The organism is Variovorax sp. YR752, assembly GCF_943372545.1.
The window spans coordinates 1-21,072 of sequence record NZ_CALRZC010000089.1; the positions used below are offsets into that span (position 1 = coordinate 1).

Here is a 21,072-nt window from a genome sequence, read left to right on the forward strand (position 1 = left end):
TGCGGCCCGCCGCGGCGATGCGCTGTGGCTGGCCGAGGCGCTGCAGGCCAGCCGCCGCGACACGCTGTCGACCTTTGCCGCCTACGAGCGCGCGCTGCCCGATCTGCAGGTGCCGCAAGCCGACGAACTGAACCCGCCGCTGTGGGAGCTGGGGCACATCGGCTGGTTCCAGGAGGTCTGGCTGGCGCGCAACCCGCAGCGCGGCCTGGGGGTCGCGGCTGATCCTGCGGCGCGCCGCGCATCGCAGCGCCGATCGAACGCCGATGCGCTGTACGACTCCAGCCGCGTGCCGCACGACACGCGCTGGTCGCTGCCCCTGCCCGATCCGGCCGCGACACGCGCCGACCTCGCCGCGCAGCTCGAGCAGACGCTGCGGCTGCTGGCGGACAGCGCGGGCGACGACGCGTCGCTCTACTTCTTCCGCCTCGCCTTGCTGCACGAGGACATGCATCACGAGGCCGCGCTGTACATGGCGCAGTCGCTGGGCGTTCCGATCGACGAGCCGCGCTGGCGGCCGCCCGCGCTGCCGGAGCCGCCTGCGTCGCTGCGCTTCGAGCCCGGCCCGTGGCGGCTGGGCAGCGAGCCCGGCGCGGGCTTCGCCTTCGACAACGAACTGGGCGCCCACGAGATCGTCCTCGGCGCCTGCGAGATCGATGCACAGGCCCTTCGCTGGGCCGATTTCCTGCCCTTCGTCGAGGCCGGCGGCCACGCCGACGAGCGGCTGTGGAGCGCGGCGGGCTGGTCATGGCGCCAGGCCGCGGCGCGCGAGGCGCCACGCTACCTGCGCCGCGATGGCGGCGACTGGCTGCAGTGGCGCCATGGCCGCTGGCAGGCGCTGGACCGCAGCGAACCGGCCTGCCACCTCAGCGCCCACGAGGCCGAGGCCTGGTGCCGCTGGGCCGGCCGTCGCCTGCCGAGCGAGGCGGAGTGGGAACGCGCCGCGATGGCGCGGCCCGACGCCTTCCGCTGGGGCGCGGTATGGGAGTGGACGAGCAGCCGTTTCGGCCCCTACCCCGGATTCACTGCCCATCCCTACCGCGACTACTCCGCGCCCTGGTTCGACGGCCGGCCGGTGCTGCGCGGCGCGTCGTGGATGACGCAGCCGCGCCTGCGCCACCCGCGCTACCGCAACTATTTCCCGGCGGCCCGCGACGACGTACCGGCCGGCTTTCGCAGCTGTGCGGTTTAGGCCTGCGCGCACGGTGGCGCGCGCCAGACGCTAGAGTCCGGGCCTTGTCCAGAACCAGGAGCTTCCCGTGACCCGATCGATCGCCTCGCCGCTGCGCCGCCTCCTGCTCGCCTGCTCGCTGCTCGCCCTCGGCGGCGTGGCGCAGGCCCAGCAGGTGTTCCGCGTCACGGCCATCCCCGACGAGTCGCCCACCGAGCTGGCGCGCAAGGCCGCTCCGCTGGTCAAGTACCTCGAAGGCAAGCTCGGCATGAAGGTCGAGTTCACCCCGGTGACCGACTATGCCGCCTCGGTCGAGGCGCTGGTCAACAAGAAGGTCGACATGGCCTGGTTCGGCGGCTTCACCTTCGTGCAGGCCAACGCGCGCTCCGGCGGCAAGATGATCCCCATCGCGCAGCGCGAGGAGGACGAGAAGTTCCGCTCGGTGTTCATCACCGGCGAGGCGTCCATCCGGTCGCTCGCCGACCTGAAGGGCAAGGACCTGAGCTTCGGTTCGCAGAGCAGCACCTCGGGCCACCTGATGCCGCGCAGCTTCCTGCTGCAGGCCGGGCTCGACCCGGAGAAGGATTTCCGCCGCGTCGCCTACAGCGGCGCGCACGACGCGACCATCGCGGCTGTCGCCTCGGGCAAGGTGCAGGCCGGCGCGCTGAACATCTCGGTGTGGGAGAAGTTCGTCGCCGACAAGAAGGTCGACACCACCAAGGTGCGCGTCTTCTTCACCACGCCGCCCTACTACGACTACAACTGGACGGTGCACGCCGACATGCCGGTGCCGCTGCGCGAGAAGCTGAGCCAGGCGCTGCTCTCGCTGAGCCGCGACAGTGCCGAAGGCAAGGAGATCCTCGAGCTGCAGCGCGCCACGCGCTTCATCCCGAGCAAGGCGGACAACTACAAGGGCATCGAGGCCGCGGCGCGCAGCGCCGGCCTGCTCTGAGCCGCACGCCGTGAAGCTGCAGCTGCGCGGCGTGGCCGCGCGCCACCCGGCCGCCCGGCCCGATGCGGCCCCGGCGCTGCAACCGCTGGACCTGGACATCGCCGCCGGCGAGCAGGTGGCGGTGATCGGTGCCTCGGGTGCCGGCAAGACCAGCCTGCTGCAGCTGCTGGCGCTGGCAATGCGGCCCTCGGCCGGCACGCTGCAGCTCGACGGGGTCGATCCCTGGGCGCTGCCGCGCGCCGAACTGCAGCGCCTGCGCGGCCGCCTGTTCCTCGCGCCGCAGGTGCCGCCGCTGCCGCCGCGGCAGCGTGTCGTCACCGCGGTGCTCGCCGGCCGGCTGCCGGCGATGGGCCTGGCGGCCAGCCTGCGCTCGCTGTTCTACCCGAGCGACATCCCGGCGGCGCACGCGGCGCTGGAGCGCTTCGACCTCGCGGACAAGCTGTTCGAGCGTGTCGATCGCCTGTCCGGCGGCGAGCGGCAGCGTATCGGCCTGGCCCGTGCGCTGCTCGCACCGGCGCGGCTGTGGCTGGTCGACGAACCGCTGTCGGCGCTCGACCCGACGCGCGCCCGCCAGGCCATGGCCACGCTGGTGCAGGGTGCGGCCGAGCGCGGCGTCACGCTGGTGGCCACGCTGCATCAGGTCGACATGGCGCTGGCCCACTTTCCGCGCATCGTCGGGCTGCGCGAAGGCAAGCTGATGTTCGACCTGCCGGCGGCCGAGGTCACGCGCGAACGGCTCGAACGGCTGTACGCGCAGCATGAAGACGAGCTCGACGGCCGCGCGCCGCCTGCACCGGAGCCGGCGCCCGCCGCCCCGGCGCCGGTGGTGATGCACTGCCGCTGAGAAGCAGTGAGCCGAGCGCATGGCCAGCGCCGCTGCCCCGCCCCGCCCACCGGATCGTGACCCGGCCTGGTGGGGCCGCGTGTTCTGGAGCGGCGCCGCGCTGGTGCTGTGCTGGCCACTGCTGGTGGCCACCGAGTTCCGGCCCTGGATGCTGTTCGATGCGCGCAGCCTGCAGGTCACTGGTCAGTTCCTTGCCAGCTTCCTGCCGCCGGCGCATTCGGCCGAGTTCCTCGGCATGGTCGCGCGCGAGACCTGGCGCACCGTGGCGATGGCCACCGCCGGGCTGACGCTGGCGCTGCTGGTCGCCGTGCCGGCGACGCTGCTGAGCACGCGCGTGCTGTCGATCTCGGCGCTGGCCGGCCCCATGGCGCGCGGGCCGTTCTGGCTGCGCCAGGCGGTGCGCTGGGCGCTGATCGTGCTGCGCAGCGTGCCCGAGCTGGTCTGGGCGCTGGTCTTCGTGCGCGTGGTCGGCCTCGGGCCCACCGCCGGCGTGCTGGCCATCGCGCTGACCTACGGCGGCATGCTCGGCAAGGTCTACGGAGAGATCCTCGAGAGCGGCGAGACCCATGCCGCGCAGACCCTGCTGCGCAACGGCAGCTCGCGGTTGCAGGCCTTCTTCTTCGGCCTGCTGCCGCAGAACGCTGCCGAGCTGACCAGCTACACCGTCTACCGCTGGGAATGCGCGATCCGCAGCTCGGTGGTGCTCGGCTTCGTCGGTGCCGGCGGCCTGGGCCAGCAGCTCGACAGCTCGATGAAGATGTTCGCCGGCGGCGAGGTGCTGAGCATGCTCGTCGTCTTCGTCGCGCTGGTGGCGCTGGCTGATCGCGCAAGTGCCGCGCTGCGCCGCGCGCTGGGGTGAGGCCATGAACGATCGCGATCACGCGGCCAACCCGCCCTACAAGCTGCCGCCGCCGTTGTTCGACGCACGCTGCAAGGCCTGCTGGATGACACTGGGCGTGATCGTGCTCATCGTCGCCAGCTTCTGGTCGCTCGACCTGCAGTGGGCGCAGTTCCTGTCGCTCGATGCGCTGCGCAGCATGGGCCGCTTCCTCGGCGAGTTCTTCCCGCCCGACACCTCGCCGGCCTTCCTGCGCAAGCTGCTGGTCGCCGGTTGGGAGACGCTGGCGATGTCGGCGCTGGGCACGCTGCTCGCAGCGATCGGCGGTCTGGCGCTGGCTCTGCCGGCCAGTCGCCTGCACGCCGATCACACCGCCTGGGCGCGCGCCCCGACGCGGCTGCTGCTCAACGCGCTGCGTTCGGTGCCCGAGCTGGTGTGGGCGGCGCTGATGCTGATCGCCGCCGGCCTCGGGCCGTTCGCCGGCACGCTGGCGCTGGCGCTGCACACCACCGGTGTGCTCGGCCGGCTGTTCGCCGAGGCGGTCGAGAACGCGCCGCCCGGCCCGGCGGCAGCGCTTCGTGTGCAGGGCGTGGGCGAGGGCCGGGTGTTCCTGCATGCCACGCTGCCGCAGGTGCTGCCGCAACTGCTGAGCTACACGCTGTACCGCTGGGAGAACAACATCCGCGCCGCCGCCGTGCTCGGCGTGGTCGGGGCCGGGGGCCTGGGTCAGCTGCTCGCCTTCCACATGGGCCTGTTCCACATGGGCAGGACGGCGAGCATCCTCGGCGCGATGCTGGTGCTGGTGGCGCTGGTCGACGCCGCCAGCTACGGCGCAAGGCGGCTGATGACACGTTGAGGCGCGCGCAGCGGCGCGCCGTGATGGATGACCCTTGCGTGCAGGGCCTGCCTTCCGCTACCGTGCGCGGTCCCCGCGACCGAGCCGAGGACGGGGCCTACAAAGAAGTGATGCCGATGACGCACGCCGTACCCGACGAGGAGCTGCAACGCTCCCAGTTCCAGACCGATCCGCTGGCCGACCAGACCATCGCCGACATCCTCGGCCCCTGGGCGGAACCTGCTGCCGGCGCCAGCCTCGCCGACATCGAGTCCGCCTACGCGCCGCAGTGGCAACGCATCGCGGTGGTCAACGCGGTGATCTCGACCTGGCAGGACAACGCCGGCCTCGAGGGCTGGCACACCCGGCTGCCGACGGTGCCGCAGCCGATCGCCGATGCGCTGCGCGACTACGTCAGCGCGGCCCGTGCGCTGCCCGAGTGGGCCGAGCCGGCGAAGATCGCCCGCGCCGAGGAGATCTTCTTCGACCAGGGTGTGCTGTCGTGCACGCTGCTGTTCTGCGCCAGCCTGCCCGAGTGCTACGTGGTGCCCGACCTGGCCGAGGTGCTGCACACCACCGGGCAGCTCGAGCAGCGCACCGACTACCGCATCCGCAGCACTGCGGCGATGGTCTTCCCGGTGATGATGAAGGGCGGCCTGACCGACCCGGCCGGCGGTGGCGTCGCGCAGGTGCTCAAGGTGCGGCTGATCCACGCGATGGTGCGCAATCTGGTGCTGCGCAACAGCCCGCAGGAGGCGGTCGCCCTGGCCGGCGGAGCCGAGCGCGCCGTCGGGCTGCTGCCCGCACTGAAGGCGGCGAAGGATGGCGCCCGTTCGATGCACCACGCGCTGTTCGCCCACGGCTGGGATCTGGCGCGCGGCCTGCCCTGCAACCAGGAAGAGCAGGCCTACACGCTGCTGACCTTCGGCTACGTCTACCTGCGCGGCATGCGCACGCTGGGTCTGCGCTTCGATCGGGCTGACGAAGACGCGGTGCTGCATGCGTGGAACGTCGTCGGCCACCTGGCGGGCATCCGTCGCGAGCTGATGGCCTCCACGATGGACGAGGCCGAAGCGCTGTTCGAGCGCATGCAGCGGCGCGGCCGTGCCGAGCTGGTGCCGCCCGACCCGCGGCCCGGCCTCGCCGACGCGCTGTTCCGCACCCTCGCCGGCGTGATTCCCTGGCGCATCGCCAAGCCCTTCCCGCTGCTGCTGTCGCGCCGCCTGCTCGGCCCGGCGGCATCGGCCGACCTGGCGATCGACGGCCCGGTGCCGTGGGCGTCGCGGCTGGCCTTTGCCCTCATGATGGGTGTGATCGGTGTGATCGACGCCATCGGCCGGCTGTTCTCCAGCGACTTCTCGCTTGCCCGGCTGGTCACCCGCGTGCTCGGCTACCACCTGCTGACGCAGCTGCTGATGGACCAGACGCGGCCGCTGAAGCTGCCGCAGGGCGTGCTCGAGCAGGCCCACACGATGATGCGCGGCTGGGGCGATGACCGCCGTGCGGGCAACTGGCTGAACAAGCTCGAAGACCGCTTCACCGTGGCCGGGCCGTGGTCCGGAACGGCACGCTCATGAACGGCGGCGTCGTGCGCTGGTGGTTGCTCGCGCTGCTGGTGGCGTTCGGCCTGTCGGCGCGCGCTGCGCCGCCGGTGCTGCAGATCGACGGCAGCTCGCCGCGCGTCGAGGCCTGGCCCGCGGTCACCATCCTGCCCGACGAGTCGGGCGAGCTCGACATTGCCGCCGTGTTGGCGCAGGCGGACCGCTTCGAGGCGCCGCGCTCGGCCTACGCGACGCTCGGGCTGCGCAAGGAGCCGGTGTGGCTGCGCATCCCGATCCAGTGGAACGGCCGCGGCGGCCCGAACTGGATGCTCGACATCGACTACGCACCGCTCAACCGCATCGATGCCTACCTGGTGCGCGAGGGCAGCGTGGTGCAGAGCGCAAGGCTGGGCAACCTGCAGCCGTTCGAGAAGCGCGCGGTGCCCAGCCGCACGCATGCGCTGCCGCTGGAGCTCAAGCCCGACGTCGACTACGAGCTGTACCTGCGCGTCGAGACGCAGGGCGCGATGATCCTGCCGATCACGGTGATGCGCCCGCAGGTCTTCCATACCGAGGCGCTGGACGAGCACATCCTGCAGGGCCTGCTCGCCGGCCTCGGCCTGTGCCTGGTGATCTACAGCCTGGTGCAGTGGGTCAGCACGCGCGAGCCGCTGTTCCTCAAGTACGCGCTGCTGACCACCGGCAGCCTGATGTTCTCGGTGGTGCAGTTCGGCATCGGCGGCATGTACCTGTGGCGCGGCCAGCTCTGGTTCGAGCTTCACGGCGCAGCGCTGATGGCGCTGCTTGCCGCCGGTTCGACCTTCCTGTTCGTCGAGGAGGTGCTGCGCGGGCCGGGCATGAGCCGCTACTTCAGCCGCGTGATGCATGCCGGCGCTGCTGCGCTTGGCGCCATTGCGCTGCTGTACGCACTGGACCTGATCCACATCCACACGGTCAGCCGCGTGATCGGCACGCTCGGCCTGCTGCCCGCGCTGATGGGCATGCCCGGCGCGGTGCGGCTGGCGCGCCGCGGTGACCCGATCGGCTGGTACTTCCTCGCCGCGTGGCTGGGCTACTTCATCACCACCGCGGTGATGGTCGGCGTGATCCGCGGCTACATCGACGCCACGCTGTGGACGCTGCACGCATTCCAGGCCGGCGCCACGCTGGACATGGTGCTGTTCATGCGCGTGCTCGGCCTGCGCATGCGCGCGATCCACGCCGAGGCGCGCAGTGCGGTGCGCGAGCGCGACACCTTCGTCTCTATGGCCCACACCGATCCGCTGACCGGGCTGCCCAACCGGCGCGGGCTGGATGCCCGGCTGGCCACCGAGATGGCCGCGACCACGGCGGACCGGCTGCTGGCCGTCTACATGATCGACCTCGACGGCTTCAAGCAGGTCAACGACCGCCACGGCCACGATCTCGGCGACGAACTGCTGATCGCGGTCGGCAAGCGCCTGGCTGCGCAGCTGCGCTCGAGCGACACCGTCGCGCGGCTCGGCGGCGACGAGTTCGTCGTCACCGCCGGCGGCCTGGCCGACGAGCGGCAGGCGCGCGAGCTCGGGCTCAAGCTGATCGACGCCTTCAGCACGCCGTTCGCGCTGTCCAGCGGGCGCGAGTGCGTCGTCGGCCTGACGATCGGCTACGTGCTGGTGCCGCTGGACGGCGACGACCCGGTCAGCCTGCTGCGCCAGGCCGATGCAGCGATGTACGCCGGCAAGCAGGGCGGCAAGGGCTGCGTGCGCCGTGCGCAGCCCACGGCGGCCTGACCCGGCAGGCCTCGGCAGCCCGATCAGGCCGGCAGCGTGTAGCGCGTCGCCGGGCCCTTGCCCGTCTGCACCAGCAGGCCGCGCTCGGCCAGCGTGACCAGATGCTTGGAGGCGGTGGCCGGGCTGAGTGCGCACAGCTCCGCATAGCCGCTCTTGTTGACCGAGCCGGCGCGGATCAGCTGGTCGAGCAGGGCGTTGCAGCGTTGCGTGCTGATCAGGTCGGCAGTGACCTCGCGCCACTGTGCGGCCAGCTTCTGCTCGCGCGTCAGCTCGCGCGAGAAGGTGGCGCGCAAGGCGTCGATCTCGTCGGCGAAGGAGTCGGTCAGCGCGTGGCGGCCGATCAGCGCCAGCGCCGCTTCGCGCTCCTTCATCGCGATGGACAGGTAGGCGCGCGCGATCACCAGGTGCGCTCGCACATGCTCCTGCGGTGCGCCGGGCAGCGCGAGCAGCTCGCGCTGGCGCTGCACTTCGCTGATCTCGGCGTAGTGCGCCGCCGCCTCGGACGGCAGCATGCGGTCGCGCGCGCGCTCGTCGCCGGGGCCGAGGATCTCGCGCTTCAGGCGCTTCGTCGCCTCGGTGTGGGTCGGGTCGCTCTCGTGCGGCCAGATGGCGACGGCGGCCGCGGCGTGCATGTCGCCGCGCGACTCGTCCAGCGCATCGCCCGACTGCTTGAACTGCAGGTAGGCCACCTCGGCGAGGTTGTAGTGCGCCAGGCCAGCGACGCGGTGCAGTCGGTGGCGCATCGCGATGTCCAGCGCCCGCTGGTACTCCTGCTGCGCCTGCGCGTAGTCGGCCTGCCAGAAGCAGGCCACGCCCAGGTTCATGTGCGTGCTGGCGATGATCTCCGGCTCCACCGTCATCGTCTCGGCCAGCGCGAGCACACGACGCGCGTATTCGCGCGCCTTGGCGAAGTCCTTGGCCTCGCCGTAGATCAGGCTGAGGTTGCCGCAGGTCTTCAGGATGGCCTGGCGGTCGTCGATGCGCTCGTACAGCAACAAGGCGCGGTGCTTGTGCTCGAGCGCACGCGGCAGCTCGCCGGCGCGGCGCAGGCACTCGCCCCAGGTCTGCTCGAGCATCGCCACCGTGGCCGGCGGCAGCGTGTGCCGCGTGCACAGCGCCTGCCCGCGCTCGAGCACAGCCTTGGCGCGCGGGTCGTTGCGCAGCACCAGCAGCCAGGCCAGGCGCACCAGCGTGGCGACGTACTCCTCGATCGCTTCGACCGCCGCGCTGCGGTCGTCGGCCAGGCCCGAGCGGCGCAGGCACTCGGCGCTGTCCTGGTAGTAGGCAAAGGCTCGGTCGAGGTCGCGCGGCTCGTGGAACTTGCCCAGCGCGCCGTAGACGATGCCGAGCATCAGCGCATCGTCGGCATCGGCGGCGATGCGCAGTGCCTGCTCGAAGCTGGCCTGCTCGCGCGCCGCGTCGCCGCGCATGCGCCACAGGCCGGCCTCGGCGAGCAGCAGGTCGAAACGCTCGCGCGGCGCGTCGGTCGCGGCCGCCACCTGTTCCATCAGCGGGTCGGTCTCGTCCTCGTTGGCGAGTTCGACGCTGTGGCGCTGCAGCGCACGGATGAAGGCGTCGGTGTCGCCGGCATGGGCCAGGTGCCACAGCGCCGAGGCGCTGTCACCGCCGAGCAGCGCCGAGCTCGCGTGGCGGGCATGCCAGGCCTGGCGCTCGGCTCCGGCGGCCAGGCCGGTCTGCCGCCAGGCGTGTTCGGCGGCTTCGTGGCGCAGTGCAAGCCGCCTCGCCGCGGACGCCGGCACGTCGCGCAGCAGTTGCGCCAGCGCGCGCTTGCCCTTGTCGAGGTAGCGGTAGTACGTGCTCGTGCCCACCGACCACAGCCCGCACAGCTGGCTGGCGGCGGCCTCGTCGGCGTGCCCGCGGTAGCGATCGCGGAACGGCGGCACGGGCAGGAATCCGAACTGGCAGGCCAGTGCCAGCACCGGGCGCCAGCTGGTGCGGTCCAGCCAGGCGTCGCGCGGGATGGGCTCGCCCAGTACGCCATGGTCGGGACGCAGCTGGCCGATCGCCCAGCGCATCAGCAGCGCCACCGCACCCGCCGGGTGGGCGGTGTCCAGCGTCTCGGCCGCCACGCCGTGCACCGGGCGCAGCCAGTGTCGCGCCAGCCATCGCCCCAGCCGCCGATGCTGGCGCAGCCACTCGTCGAGCGTGCCCGCCTTGTGCGCAGCGAGCAGGCTCTCGACCACCGACTCCGCCACCGGGGCGGATGGCTGGCGGCTGCGGGCTGCGATCGAATTGTCAGCAGATGTTTCCATGGGCAAAAGTAATCGTCTCACGATCGTCTGATGGATGGCCATCCCACCGAAGGACGAATGCTTGTGAATGGGATGGCGGCGGGCGTACCGTCGCACTACCGTGCCCACCACGCCGCGCGCGGACATCCACAAGAACGAGGAGTGACCATGAGCCTGCCCCGACTCCAGCCGGAGAAGTCCGGCGACGGTGTGCGGACGGACAGCGTGCTGTTCGCCGTCTACGCCCCCTTCGGCAGCGACGAGACGCTGTCGACCTATCCGGAGGGCAGCTCGCGCGACCTGGCGCAGCACCCGCTGTACCAGGGCTTGCTGAAGGTCGCGGACCAGGGCATTCACGTCGCCGCGCTGATCGACCTGGCGAAGGACGACACCTACCTGGTGGAGATCGAAGGCGGCAAGCCGGCCAGCGTCAAGGTCACCTCACGCTGGAAGCAGGACATGGCGTCGCCGAACAACCTGGCCGGCTTCCTGCACCACGCTCACCAGTCGCGGCCGAGCTCGGCCATCGTGCTGGCGCTCGAAGGTCACGGCGCCGGCTACCTGCCGGAGATCGACCGCCGCCAGCTCAGCGCGCGCACGCTGACGCGCAACGGCAGCTTCGAATGGCGCATCAGCGCCGACGCGGGAGCACCCATCCTGCCGGCAGGTTCGCCGCTTCTCCCGGCCGGCTCACCGCTGTTGCCGGCGGGTTCGCCGCTGTTGCCGGCCGGATCGCCCCTGCTACCGGTCAACCACATGCCCTTGTCGACCTGGGGCCTGGGCGCCGCGCTGAAGGCTGCGCTGGATGCCGGCGTGCCCAAGCTGTCGGTCATCCACTTCGACAACTGCTTCAACATGGCCGTCGAGGTGCTGCACACCGTGGCGCCGTATGCCGACTACGCCACCGGCTACCCGAACTACAACTTCTTCACCGCCGGCGAGGGCTATCCCGGCGTGTTCGCCAAGCTGGCGCAGCAGGGGGCGGCCAGCGCGCAGGACCTGGCGCACTGGTTTGCCGAGGCGAACCGCCAGATCCTCGAGACCAAGGGCAACCACCCGACGCTGGGTTGCGTGGTGCGCCTCGCGCGCATGCACGCGATCGCCGAGTGTGTCGACGACCTGGCCGACGCACTGCTCGCCGCGCTGCGCGGAGCGGCCACGCCGCTGGCACGGCAGACGGTGGTGCAGCGTATCCGCAGCGCGATCGTGCTGGCCCAGCAGTTCGACACCGACTCGAGTTTCCGCCTCGAGGCGCCGGACCAGCTCACCGACCTGTTCAGCTTTGCCAACGCGCTGCTCGGCTTCGACTTCCGTCCTCACCCCGTGCACCCGGCGGCACGGGCGCTGAAGGACGCGCTGCAGGGCATCAAGGCCTACGGCTCGACCGACCAGCCCTGGGTGGCCGCCGGCACGACCATCACCTGGAACTTCAGTTCGCCCTACCTGGCGATGAACATCTTCCTGCCCGACCCGCTGCTGCGCGGGCTGTGGGACTGGCGTTCGCCGTTCTACCTCGACGTCAACCCCGATCCGACGCTGCCGCTGGTGCAGCCGCACATCATCGACTTCGTCAAGGTCACGGACTGGGTCGACTTCATCATCGAGTACCACAAGGACAGCCAGCAGTGGGTGCGCCTGCTGCCGGCGGCGATTCCCGAGTTCCCGGTGTTCAACGCCAAGTTCGACCCCAAGGCGAACCCGCCGCGCGGCAACGACAAGCCGCCCGGCACGACCGGCGGCTACCCGCCCGGCAAGCCCGGTACGACCTCGGCGAGCTGAATCGTCGCGCCATCGTCTGCCGGTCGGGAGGAAATCACGCGCAGCCGGCGTCGCAATGGGACAGGCCCTGGACTGAAATGAAGACCAGGACGACACGACACCCGTCGTCCTCGTCGAACGATCCAGGAGCACCACCATGATGAACACGCAGTTGCTTTACCGCCTTCCCGCCGAACAGGCCCGCTGCCGCGAGCTGGTTCGCAAGTATGTGGCGATCGGCTCGACCGGGGCCTTCGCCTCCGCGCTCATCGAGGCCTCGCTGCGCCGCGCGGACCGCGCCGTCATCGACGGCGACGAATCCGACATCCGCCGCGCCCTCGAGGAACTGCAAGCCTACGAGTGCGCCCGGCACGAGCCGATGCGGCTGGCAGCCTGACCGGGGAGCGAGGCTTCTGGCTGGCGGCGGGCGTACCATCCCGCCGTCATCTGGAGGCCCCGAATGAAATCAGGAAAGATCCTCGTCGCCCAGGGCGGCGGCCCGACCGCCGTGATCAACCAGTCACTGGTCGGCGTGGCGCTCGAGGCGCGGCGATTTGGCGAGGTGCGCAGGATCTACGGCGCCCGCCACGGCGTGCGCGGCATCGTCGACGAGGACTTCGTCGACCTGACCCAGGAGACCAGCCACAACCTCGAGCAGGTGGCCAACACGCCGTCCTCAGCGCTGGGCTCCACGCGCGACAAGCCCGACCTGAAGTACTGCCAGGAGATCTTCAAGGTCCTGCAGGCGCACGAGATCGAGCACTTCTTCTACATCGGCGGCAACGACTCGTCGGACACCGTGCGCATCGTCAGCGAGGAGGCGCGCAAGGCGGGCTACCCGCTGCGTTCGATCCACATCCCGAAGACGATCGACAACGACCTCGTGGGCAACGACCACACGCCCGGATTCCCGTCTGCGGCGCGCTTCGTTGCCCAGGCCTTCGCCGGCGCCAACCTCGACAACGCCGCGCTGCCCGGCGTCTACCTCGCGGTGGTGATGGGCCGTCACGCCGGCTTCCTGACCGCCGCGTCGGCGCTGGGCAAGAAGTTCCCGGACGACGGGCCGCACCTGATCTATGTGCCCGAGCGCACCTTCGTGCTCGACAGATTCCTCGCCGACGTGAAGGCGGTCTACGAGCGCTACGGGCGCTGCGTGATCGCAGTGTCCGAAGGCATCCATGACGAGAGCGGCGCGCCGATCGCCGCCAAGCTCGCCAAGGATCTCGAGCACGACGCCCACGGCAACGTGCAGCTCTCCGGCACCGGTGCGCTGGCCGACCTGCTGTGCGAGGAGATCAAGAGCAAGCTGAAGATCAAGCGCGTGCGCGGCGACACCTTCGGCTACGTGCAGCGCAGCTTCATCGGCTGCGTCAGCGACGTCGACCAGCGCGAGGCGCGCGAGGTCGGCGAGAAGGCGGTGCAGTACGCGATGTGGGGCCAGCGCGACGGCTCGGTGGCGATCAAGCGCACCGGCTTCTATTCGGTGGACTACGAACTGGTGCCGCTGGAGTCGGTGGCCGGCAAGACGCGCACGATGGACGATGCCTTCATCAGCGACAGCGGCACCGACGTGACCGACGCTTTCCGCCTCTACCTGCGCCCGCTGCTCGGCTCGGGCATGCCGGACGCGTTCCGGCTGCGCACCAACCCGGTGGCGAAGGTGCTCAAGCGCGGCTGAACGCCGTCGCGCTGGGGGCAGCTCAGCCGGCCTTCTTCATCCAGGCGCTGCACCAGCCGCTGGCCGATACGTCCTTGCCGGCGAAGATGCCGCAGGCGCCGGCGGCATCGCCCGGCTTGCCCTGGTAGAGCTGGCAGGTGCCGCACTTCTGCGCGGCGGCATGCTTCGGGTACTGCTTGTCGTCGACCTTGGTGGTGTCCTTGCGGTAGCCGAGCGACTTGGCCTGCGGGTCGGCTTCGTCGACGGGCGGCGCGGCGTGCGCAGCGCCCTGGATGCCCACCCAGGCCGCGCCCGTTCCGGCCACCTGCATCATGAAAGAGCGACGCGTACTGCTCATGGAACGCTCCGAAGCATTGAGGAGGGCGCATGCTGACGCATTCGCCCGGATCGCCGTCGCAGCGGCACAGTCGTTGAGTGGATTGCCCGGACATCTTTGTGACAGGATGTCACGGCCGCACCGCGGGGCTCTCCAGCAGCATGCCACGCGCTCGCTGCATCAGGAACAGTTCCAGCTCGACCCATTCGACCGCCCCGGGCGCGAAGGGCTCGGCACGCACGCCGCTGAGGCAGCCGCGCAGCCGGCGCTGCAGCGAGCCCAGGCCCTGCCATTCGAGGCGATAGATCGGGTAGCCGGTCGGGTGGCCCTGCGGGATCACGCTGCCGCCGAGGCGGCCGCCGGCGAGCGTGTCGTGGCATTGGGTGCAGGCGAGGTTCAGCGCGCCCAGGCGTTGTTCGTAAAACTGCCGGCCGCGCTCGCGGAACGGCGCGAGGCGCGGATCGTCGTCCGGCGCGATCGGCAGGCCGCGCGACTGGTGCGCCACGTAGGCCTGCAGCGCGAGGCGCTCCGCGCTCTCCGGTGCAGGGGGCGCAGCACCCTGGCGCACGCGGCACTGCGCGATGCGCTCGCCGAGCTCGACTGGCCGGCCCAGCGCCGCGTCGAAGCGTGGATGGCGCACCGCCACGCCGCGCATCGTTCGAGTGGCATCACCATGGCAGTCGGCACAGGCCTTGGCGCTCGTGCCCGCAGCGCGAGACCACAGCGCCTCGCCCTCCAGCACCCACAGCATGCCCGGGTTCTGCGTATCGTCGCGCTGCAGCCTCTGGGTGGCGGGAGTCATGTCGTCGAAGCCGGAGCGGCGCATGTCCGGCGGCGCGGCGCACGCCGTCAGCACCGCCACACAGACAGCCGCCAGCCGCCGCTTCATGTGACGGTGATCGCCCGGCTCTCGGTCTGCGAGAAGCCGTTGTCGCCTTCCCAGGTGAAGCTGAGCAGGCCGCTGGCCACCGCAACGGTGTGGAAGGCGATGTAGGGGTTGGCCGCGATCGCCGCGTGCAGTTCGGCGCTGAAGACCACCTCGCCGTCGTAGCGGCAGGTGAATCGGCGGATGATGTCGCGCGGCATCAGCTCGCCGCCGCTGTCGCGCCTGTAGCCGGTCTCCATCGGGTGGTTGATCAGCGTGCGGATCTCTATCACCTCGCCGCGGCGGATGCTGGCGGGCAGGTTGATGAAGGCGCGGGCCATCGAAGCTCAGCCCTCCACGCAGGCGGCCAGCGTCACGACGACGTCGACCGTCTTCGCCCAGTACGTGCCGTCGGAGAGTTGTGCCACCGCAGTGAGCTTCTGCGAGGTGGCCAGCCGCATGCGGGCGTTGACCATGGCCTTGCCGGCGCGAGGCCCGAAGCGGAACACCGCCACCTGAGGCTGGGGGTTGCCGCTGTTGAACACGGCGATGGCCTGCACGTGGTCGGCTGCGCTCATCGGGCTGTCGACCGACAGTGTGATCGGCACCGTGTTGCCGTTCTCGACCAGCGGCGCGATCTCGAAGTCGAGCTTGCCCTCGCGCCAGGCGGCGCCGCCGGTGAAGGCGCGGATCTCCGCCTCCATCGCTGCCGGCGTGGCGATCGCGCGCCAGCTCAGCGTGAGGCCGAGTCCGGCGAGCAGCAGTTCGCGCCGGGGCAGGCCGTGTTTCATTCGCGCAGGCCAGCCAGATAGGCGACCACATCCTCGACCTGCTGCGCATCGAGCGCCGGTCGGCTCTTCCATGCCGTGGCGACACGCTGCAGCCCGTCGCCGGCGTGGAAGGGCGGCATGGTGGTCTGCGGGTTGAGGCGGCGAGCATCGACGATGCGCGCACGCAGTTGTGCAGCACTCCAGCGCGAACCAGCGCCGGCCAGTGAGGGCGCGAGGTTGCCCTGGAAGCGTTCCTCGGCGATCGGCGCCGCGTGACAGAGCAGGCACAGGCCCTGCTGCCGGCTGGCCACGATCGCGCGTCCGCGTGCCGGATCGCCGGGCTGTGCCGTCAGCGGGGTGGGGATGGTGTCGCCCACCCACACCGGCTGCGCGGCAGCCGAGGCGGCCGCCGTGGCCCAGGCCAGCGCCATCAGGATCCTCACGCCTTCTTCAGGCTGTGGTGCTTCAGCGGCAGCTCGCGGATGCGCTTGCCGGTGGCGGCGAACACCGCGTTGAGCACCGCCGGCGCCGCCACCGCGATGGTCGGCTCGCCGACCCCGCCCCAGAACCCGCCGCTGGGCATCACGATGGTCTCGACCGGGGGCATCTCGTCGAGCTTCATCACCGGGTAGGTGTCGAAGTTCGCCTGCTCGATGCGGCCGTTCTTCACCGTGCACTCGCCGTACAGGGCCGCCGACAGGCCGTAGACGAAGGAGCCTTCGACCTGCGCCGCGATCTGCTGCGGATTGACCGCGTGGCCGCAGTCGGTCGCCGCAACGATGCGGTGGATCTTCAGCTTGCCATCGGCATTCACCGACACCTCGGCACAGGCCGCCACGTAGCTGCCGAAGCCCATGGTCTGCGCCAGGCCGCGCAACACGCCGGGCGCGGCCGGCTTGTCCCAGCCGATGCGCTCGGCCACCGCGTTGAGCACGGCCAGGTGCTTGGGGTGGCTGGCCATCAGCTTGCGGCGCAGCGCCAGCGGATCCTGCTTGGTCGCGAAGGCCACCTCGTCGAGGAAGCACTCGAGGTAGATCGCGTTCTGATTCAGGTTCACGCCACGCCAGAAGCCCGGCGGCACGTGCGGGTTGCGCATCGCGTGGTCGATCAGCAGGTTCGGCACGCTGTAGCCGATCGAGGCCTCGGGCCCGGCGGCGTTGAGGCCCTGGAAGACGACCGGATCCTTGCCGTCCTTGATGTTCTGCGGAAAGATCCCTGCGAGGATCGACTGGCCCGAGATGCGCATGTGCAGCGCGTTGAGGTTGCCTTGCGCATCGAGCCCGGCGGTCAGCTTGCACATCGTCACCGGGTGGTAGCGGCCGTGCAGCATGTCTTCCTCGCGCGACCAGATCAGCTTGACGGGCGTACCCGGCATTTCCCTGGCGATGGCCACCGCCTGGCGCACCCAGTCATGCACCGCGCCGCGCCGGCCGAAACCGCCGCCGAGGTGCAGCTTGTAGACCTCGCACTGCGCCGGCTTGAGGCCGGAGGCCTCGGCCGCGGCGGCGAGTGCCGCCTCGCCGTTCTGTGTCGGTGTCCAGACCTCGCAGCGCTCGGGCGTGCCTGCCGCGGACAGCGTGATCTTCGCCGTCGCGTTCATCGTCTCCATCGTCGCGTGGTTCTGGTGCGGGTAGGCGTACACCGCCTCGATGCGCCGCGCCGCCGAGACCAGTGCCGCCTTCGCGTCACCGACGCTGTTGCCGACCACGGCGTCGTTCGCATCGAGCCCGGCCTTCATGACGGCCGCGAAGTCGGCGCTGCTCAGCGTCGCGTTCGGCCCTTCGTCCCACTCGATGGGCAACGCGTCGAGCGCGGTCTTGGCGTGCCACCAGGTGTCGGCGATCACCGCCACCGCGCTGTCGCCGACGCGCACCACCTTCTTCACGCCGGGCCGCTTGGCGATGGCCGTGGCATCGAAGCTTTTCACCTTGCCGCCGAACACCGGGCAGTCCTTGATCGCGGCGTTGAGCAGGCCGGGCAGCTTCAGGTCCATGCCGTAGACCTGCGCGCCGGTGAGCTTCTCGACGGTGTCCAGGCGCTTGACCGGCTTGCCGGCGATCTTCCAGTCCTTCGGGTCCTTCAGCTTCACCTCGGCGGGCGGCGTGAGCTTGGCGGCAGCGGCGGCCACCTTGCCATAGCTCGTCTTGCGGCCCGAAGGCGTGTGGGTGATGACGCTGGCTGCCGCCGTGCACTCCGCGGCCGGCACCTTCCACTGGTCGGCCGCCGCCTGCACGAGCATCGTGCGCGCGACCGCGCCGCCCTTGCGCACGTAGTCGTGCGACTCGCGGATGCCGCGGCTGCCGCCGGTGGAGAAGTTGCCCCAGACCCGGTTGCGCGCCAGGTTCTGGCCCGGCGTCGGGTACTCGGTGGTGACCTTGGCCCAGTCGCACTCCAGCTCCTCGGCGACGAGCTGCGCCAGGCCAGTCAGCGAGCCCTGGCCCATCTCCGAGCGGGCGATGCGGATCACCACCGTGTCGTCCGGCTTGATCACCACCCATGCGTTGACTTCGGGCGAGGCCGCCAGCGGCGCCTGCGCGTGGCTCTGGCCGGGGATGAAGGGCACGTGGAAGCCGACCACCAGCGCACCGGCGGTCGCGGCCGAGCCGCCGAGGAAGCCGCGGCGGCTGACTTGTGTCGTCGTCATGATCGCCTCCTCAGCCCTGCGCGGCGATCTTGATCGCGGCGCGCACACGGTTGTAGGTGCCGCAGCGGCAGATGTTGGTCATCGCGGCATCGATGTCGGCATCGGTGGGCTTCGGCTTCTCCCTCAGCAGTGCGGCGGCGGCCATCACCATGCCGCACTGGCAGAAGCCGCACTGCGGCACGTCGAGCTGTGCCCAGGCCTTCTGCACCGGGTGCGAGCCGTTGGGCGACAGGCCCTCGATGGTGACGATCTTCTCGTTCGCGCCGATGCTGGACAACGGCCGCACGCAGGAGCGCGTCGCCACGCCGTCGATGTGCACCGTGCAGGCACCGCACTGCGCGATGCCGCAGCCGTACTTGGTGCCGGTCAGGCCGAGCTGCTCGCGCAGCACCCACAGCAGGGGCGTGTCGGGTTCGGCATCGACCTCTTGCAGCGTGCCGTTGACATTCAGCTTCGCCATCGGGTTCCTCCAGTCGGTGTGCGCGCCGGACGCTAACACCGCCAGCGCGGCGTGGCCACGCCGGCGGCGAAACCGCGGCGGCGAGTCGGGCTATCGCGGTGCAACTTGACAAGCGGCTGGCGTTGCGCGGCCGACGTTTCGCGCCGCACCGGTTCGTTTCGTCGCAGCTCGCTCGCACGGCGGCGTGGCGGTCGGCACGATGCCCCCATCGCAACCTTCCTCACCGCGGAGCACATCATGGTCCACGACGCCAGCCTCGCCAGTCTCTCCCCCCTCGTTCTGGTCCACCTCACGTTCGCCAGCGCCGCCGTGCTGCTCGGCCCGGCTGCCCTGTGGGCCCGCAAGGGTTCGCGCGGGCACCGCGGGCTCGGCTATGCGTGGGTGACCGTCATGGTGGGCACGGCGCTGTCGGCCTTCTTCATGCGCAGCGCCGGCAAGTTTCAGCTGCACGGCTTCTCGCCCATCCACCTGCTCGGCGTGGTGACGCTGGTCGGCGTGATCGTTGCCATCGTGGCGATCGCCCATCGCCAGGTGGAGGTCCACCGCAAGACCATGCAACGGGTCTACCTGGGCGCCTGCATCGGCGCCGGTGTGTTCACCTTGCTGCCCGGTCGCTACCTCGGCGACCTGCTGTGGCACCACACGCTTGGGCTCGTCTGAGCGCGGGGCCTCAGGATCCGATGACGAACACGCGCAGCGACTGTGCGGGCACCGACACGCGGGCCGTGCCGGTGCCGTCGGCGACGGCGTTCGTCCCGCTGGCCGGGAAGGCGTTGACCAGCGTGGCTCCGGCCGGCAGGCCGGTGGCGCTGATCGTCGCGCCGCCGGCGCCGTAGTTGATCATCACCACCGCGCGCTGGTTGCCCTGCACGCGCTGGAAGCTCAACGTGCTGCCGCTGGCGGTGGCGCCGGCATGCGTGCCGAGCGTCAGCGCCGGATGGGCGCGGCGCAGCGCGATCAGCGCCTTGTACCAGTGGAGCAGCGAGTTCGGGTCGGCCAGCTGCGCTTCCACGTTGTTCGTGGCCGCGTTGGCCGACAGCGCACGGAACGGCGCGCCGGTGGTGAAGCCGGCGCGGGTCGCATCGCCGGTCCAGCTCATCGGCGTGCGCAGCTTCGGGTCGCCGCTCAGGTTGGCGGCGCCGGCCATGCCGATCTCCTCACCGTAGTAGATGAAGGGCGTGCCGGGTTGCAGCAGGTAGGTGGCAGCGGCGAGGCGGTACTGCGCCTGGTTGCCACCGAGCTGGTCCCACAGGCGCTGGCCGGCGAAGCTGTCGTGGTTGGACAGCATGGTCGACATGCCGGCCGGTGCAGTGGCAAGGTGGTCGGCGACTGCGGCAATCGCTGCGGCACTGCCACGCGCGGCGTCGATCAGGTTCGTCTGATGCCCGAACGCGAAGGCGCTGCCGCAGGCGGTGGCGAACTCGAGCGGGCGCGACGGTCCCTCGCAGACCATGAAGCGTTGCTGGTAGCTGCCGACCAGTTGCCGCACGCCGTTCATCAGCGTGAAGTTCTCCGGCTGGTTCTCCCACGCCGCGGCACCGTTCTCGACCAGGTTGCCCACCGCGTCGAAGCGGAAGCCGTCGACGCCGCGGTTCAGCCAGAAGCGCAGGTTGTCGTGGTGCCACTCGACGACCGATGCGTTGCGCAGGTTGAAGTCGGGCATCTGGTCCCAGAACGGCGCGTAGTACCAGCCGCTGCTGCCGTCGCGCCAGGGGTTGCCGCCGTAGACGCTCCAGCCCCCGGGCTGGTTGGACTCGAAGATGTACCAGTCGCGGAAGTCGTTGGAGGCGCTGCTGGCGGCGTTGGCGAAGGCGGGGTGGTCGGCCGCGCTGTGATTCATCACGTAGTCGATCACGACGCCGATGCCGCGCGCGTGGGCCTCGCGCAGCAGCGTGTCCATGTCCGCCAGGCTGCCGTAGTCGCTCTCGATGCGGCGATAGTCCGTGACTGCGTAGCCGTGGTCGCCATCCTGGCTGCGCGTCACCGGCATCAGCCACAGGCCGGTGACGCCGAGATCCTGCAGGTAGTCCAGGCGCTCGGTCAGCCCGCGCAGGTCGCCGATGCCGTCGCCGTCGCTGTCCTGGTAGCCGCGCACGAAGATCTCGACGAAGACACCCTGGCGCCAGTCGGCGGCCAGCGCGCTGCCGGGGTCGCGGGCGACCACCGGCGTCGTGTCGACATCCGGCAGCGGCCCCGACGAGCCGCCGCCCCCGCCACCGCAGCCAGCAAGAGCGACCAGGGCGGCCAGGGCGGCCAGGGCGAGGAGCTTTCGGGGCAGGGCATGCATGGGCGGCGACTCTAGCCCTGCACGGTTCGATCGTGTTCGTAGTACGGTGACTACATGGCGCCTGCGGCGCAGATCGCGGGAAAGTCCCAGGT

General features: G+C 70.8%; 20 protein-coding genes. 11 read left to right on the forward strand and 9 right to left on the reverse strand.

Translation table 11 applies throughout. The features are described 5' to 3' along the window. The 7 genes from senA to AAG801_RS20605 all read left to right on the forward strand — a co-directional run. Positions 1-1,189 (forward strand): selenoneine synthase SenA (gene senA, locus AAG801_RS20575; protein WP_341890029.1); only part of this gene is annotated, 1,189 nt, incomplete at its 5' end. Between the two features lie 67 nt (positions 1,190-1,256). Continuing rightward, positions 1,257-2,120 carry a putative selenate ABC transporter substrate-binding protein gene (locus AAG801_RS20580; RefSeq protein WP_341890030.1) on the forward strand — a complete coding sequence of 288 codons (864 nt, stop codon included), beginning with the start codon at positions 1,257-1,259 and terminating at the stop codon, positions 2,118-2,120. A 10-nt stretch (positions 2,121-2,130) separates the two neighbouring features. Then, positions 2,131-2,964, forward strand: coding sequence for an ATP-binding cassette domain-containing protein (locus AAG801_RS20585; RefSeq protein ID WP_341890031.1), 834 nt, complete (start codon positions 2,131-2,133; stop codon positions 2,962-2,964). Positions 2,965-2,983: 19 nt separating this feature from the next. Then, positions 2,984-3,823: an ABC transporter permease gene (locus tag AAG801_RS20590; protein ID WP_341890032.1), complete on the forward strand. Its 840-nt coding sequence runs from the start codon at positions 2,984-2,986 to the stop codon at positions 3,821-3,823. A gap of 4 nt (positions 3,824-3,827) precedes the next feature. Further along, positions 3,828-4,658: a phosphonate ABC transporter, permease protein PhnE gene (gene phnE, locus AAG801_RS20595; RefSeq protein ID WP_341890033.1), complete on the forward strand. Its 831-nt coding sequence runs from the start codon at positions 3,828-3,830 to the stop codon at positions 4,656-4,658. Positions 4,659-4,774: 116 nt separating this feature from the next. After that, complete coding sequence (locus tag AAG801_RS20600; protein WP_341890034.1) at positions 4,775-6,214, forward strand: oxygenase MpaB family protein; 1,440 nt, start codon at positions 4,775-4,777, stop codon at positions 6,212-6,214. After that, positions 6,211-7,950, forward strand: a complete 1,740-nt coding sequence (locus AAG801_RS20605) for a diguanylate cyclase (protein ID WP_341890035.1) — start codon at positions 6,211-6,213, stop codon at positions 7,948-7,950. Before AAG801_RS20600 ends, AAG801_RS20605 begins: the two co-directional genes overlap by 4 nt. Before the next feature lie 23 nt (positions 7,951-7,973). Here the strand turns inward: AAG801_RS20605 and AAG801_RS20610 are convergent, their stop codons facing one another. Beyond that, positions 7,974-10,223, reverse strand: coding sequence for a tetratricopeptide repeat protein (locus tag AAG801_RS20610; protein ID WP_341890036.1), 2,250 nt, complete (start codon positions 10,221-10,223; stop codon positions 7,974-7,976). Positions 10,224-10,370: 147 nt separating this feature from the next. On the opposite strand from AAG801_RS20610, the gene AAG801_RS20615 reads away from it, so the two are divergent. The 3 genes from AAG801_RS20615 to AAG801_RS20625 all read left to right on the forward strand — a co-directional run bounded on the left by AAG801_RS20615 (position 10,371) and on the right by AAG801_RS20625 (position 13,638). Then, complete coding sequence (locus AAG801_RS20615) at positions 10,371-11,981, forward strand: clostripain-related cysteine peptidase (protein WP_341890037.1); 1,611 nt, start codon at positions 10,371-10,373, stop codon at positions 11,979-11,981. 136 nt (positions 11,982-12,117) lie between these two features. Beyond that, complete coding sequence (locus tag AAG801_RS20620; protein WP_341890038.1) at positions 12,118-12,357, forward strand: hypothetical protein; 240 nt, start codon at positions 12,118-12,120, stop codon at positions 12,355-12,357. Positions 12,358-12,420: 63 nt separating this feature from the next. Further along, a complete protein-coding gene (locus AAG801_RS20625; protein ID WP_341890039.1) occupies positions 12,421-13,638 on the forward strand; it encodes a 6-phosphofructokinase in 1,218 nt (405 codons plus the stop codon). A gap of 22 nt (positions 13,639-13,660) precedes the next feature. Here the strand turns inward: AAG801_RS20625 and AAG801_RS20630 are convergent, their stop codons facing one another. The 7 genes from AAG801_RS20630 to AAG801_RS20660 all read right to left on the reverse strand — a co-directional run bounded on the left by AAG801_RS20630 (position 13,661) and on the right by AAG801_RS20660 (position 18,693). Continuing rightward, positions 13,661-13,975: a high-potential iron-sulfur protein gene (locus AAG801_RS20630; protein ID WP_341890040.1), complete on the reverse strand. Its 315-nt coding sequence runs from the start codon at positions 13,973-13,975 to the stop codon at positions 13,661-13,663. Positions 13,976-14,084: 109 nt separating this feature from the next. Beyond that, positions 14,085-14,756 (reverse strand): sulfur oxidation c-type cytochrome SoxA, encoded by a 672-nt coding sequence (soxA, locus tag AAG801_RS20635; RefSeq protein ID WP_341890041.1) that lies wholly within the window; start codon positions 14,754-14,756, stop codon positions 14,085-14,087. A gap of 83 nt (positions 14,757-14,839) precedes the next feature. Beyond that, entirely contained in the window at positions 14,840-15,160 is a 321-nt protein-coding gene (gene soxZ / locus AAG801_RS20640) for a thiosulfate oxidation carrier complex protein SoxZ (protein ID WP_341890042.1), read from the reverse strand. A gap of 6 nt (positions 15,161-15,166) precedes the next feature. Next, positions 15,167-15,610: a SoxY-related AACIE arm protein gene (locus AAG801_RS20645; protein ID WP_341890043.1), complete on the reverse strand. Its 444-nt coding sequence runs from the start codon at positions 15,608-15,610 to the stop codon at positions 15,167-15,169. Further along, entirely contained in the window at positions 15,607-16,032 is a 426-nt protein-coding gene (gene soxX, locus AAG801_RS20650; protein ID WP_341890044.1) for a sulfur oxidation c-type cytochrome SoxX, read from the reverse strand. The genes AAG801_RS20645 and soxX overlap by 4 nt, the downstream gene beginning before the upstream one ends. Next, positions 16,029-18,233 carry a molybdopterin cofactor-binding domain-containing protein gene (locus AAG801_RS20655; RefSeq protein WP_341890045.1) on the reverse strand — a complete coding sequence of 735 codons (2,205 nt, stop codon included), beginning with the start codon at positions 18,231-18,233 and terminating at the stop codon, positions 16,029-16,031. Before AAG801_RS20655 ends, soxX begins: the two co-directional genes overlap by 4 nt. Before the next feature lie 10 nt (positions 18,234-18,243). Further along, positions 18,244-18,693: a (2Fe-2S)-binding protein gene (locus AAG801_RS20660; RefSeq protein ID WP_341890046.1), complete on the reverse strand. Its 450-nt coding sequence runs from the start codon at positions 18,691-18,693 to the stop codon at positions 18,244-18,246. Positions 18,694-18,930: 237 nt separating this feature from the next. Between AAG801_RS20660 and AAG801_RS20665 the strand changes: the two genes are divergently transcribed. Then, a complete protein-coding gene (locus AAG801_RS20665) occupies positions 18,931-19,353 on the forward strand; it encodes a DUF2306 domain-containing protein (protein WP_341890047.1) in 423 nt (140 codons plus the stop codon). A gap of 10 nt (positions 19,354-19,363) precedes the next feature. Here the strand turns inward: AAG801_RS20665 and AAG801_RS20670 are convergent, their stop codons facing one another. Next, positions 19,364-20,980, reverse strand: coding sequence for an alpha-amylase family glycosyl hydrolase (locus tag AAG801_RS20670; RefSeq protein WP_341890048.1), 1,617 nt, complete (start codon positions 20,978-20,980; stop codon positions 19,364-19,366). Between the last annotated feature and the right edge of the window lie 92 nt (positions 20,981-21,072).

Excerpts from the sequence above, each read along its gene's own strand:
- soxZ (WP_341890042.1), bottom strand. The coding sequence starts at position 15,160 with ATGGCCCGCGCCTTCATCAACCTGCCCGCCAGCATCCGCCGCGGCGAG.
- AAG801_RS20645 (WP_341890043.1), bottom strand. The coding sequence starts at position 15,610 with ATGAAACACGGCCTGCCCCGGCGCGAACTGCTGCTCGCCGGACTCGGC.
- soxA (WP_341890041.1), bottom strand. The coding sequence starts at position 14,756 with ATGACTCCCGCCACCCAGAGGCTGCAGCGCGACGATACGCAGAACCCG.
- AAG801_RS20600 (WP_341890034.1), top strand. The coding sequence starts at position 4,775 with ATGACGCACGCCGTACCCGACGAGGAGCTGCAACGCTCCCAGTTCCAG.
- AAG801_RS20620 (WP_341890038.1), top strand. The coding sequence starts at position 12,118 with ATGATGAACACGCAGTTGCTTTACCGCCTTCCCGCCGAACAGGCCCGC.
- AAG801_RS20655 (WP_341890045.1), bottom strand. The coding sequence starts at position 18,233 with ATGACGACGACACAAGTCAGCCGCCGCGGCTTCCTCGGCGGCTCGGCC.
- AAG801_RS20605 (WP_341890035.1), top strand. The coding sequence starts at position 6,211 with ATGAACGGCGGCGTCGTGCGCTGGTGGTTGCTCGCGCTGCTGGTGGCG.
- AAG801_RS20625 (WP_341890039.1), top strand. The coding sequence starts at position 12,421 with ATGAAATCAGGAAAGATCCTCGTCGCCCAGGGCGGCGGCCCGACCGCC.
- AAG801_RS20670 (WP_341890048.1), bottom strand. The coding sequence starts at position 20,980 with ATGCATGCCCTGCCCCGAAAGCTCCTCGCCCTGGCCGCCCTGGCCGCC.
- AAG801_RS20590 (WP_341890032.1), top strand. The coding sequence starts at position 2,984 with ATGGCCAGCGCCGCTGCCCCGCCCCGCCCACCGGATCGTGACCCGGCC.
- AAG801_RS20665 (WP_341890047.1), top strand. The coding sequence starts at position 18,931 with ATGGTCCACGACGCCAGCCTCGCCAGTCTCTCCCCCCTCGTTCTGGTC.
- phnE (WP_341890033.1), top strand. The coding sequence starts at position 3,828 with ATGAACGATCGCGATCACGCGGCCAACCCGCCCTACAAGCTGCCGCCG.
- AAG801_RS20615 (WP_341890037.1), top strand. The coding sequence starts at position 10,371 with ATGAGCCTGCCCCGACTCCAGCCGGAGAAGTCCGGCGACGGTGTGCGG.
- AAG801_RS20630 (WP_341890040.1), bottom strand. The coding sequence starts at position 13,975 with ATGAGCAGTACGCGTCGCTCTTTCATGATGCAGGTGGCCGGAACGGGC.
- AAG801_RS20660 (WP_341890046.1), bottom strand. The coding sequence starts at position 18,693 with ATGGCGAAGCTGAATGTCAACGGCACGCTGCAAGAGGTCGATGCCGAA.
- AAG801_RS20610 (WP_341890036.1), bottom strand. The coding sequence starts at position 10,223 with ATGGAAACATCTGCTGACAATTCGATCGCAGCCCGCAGCCGCCAGCCA.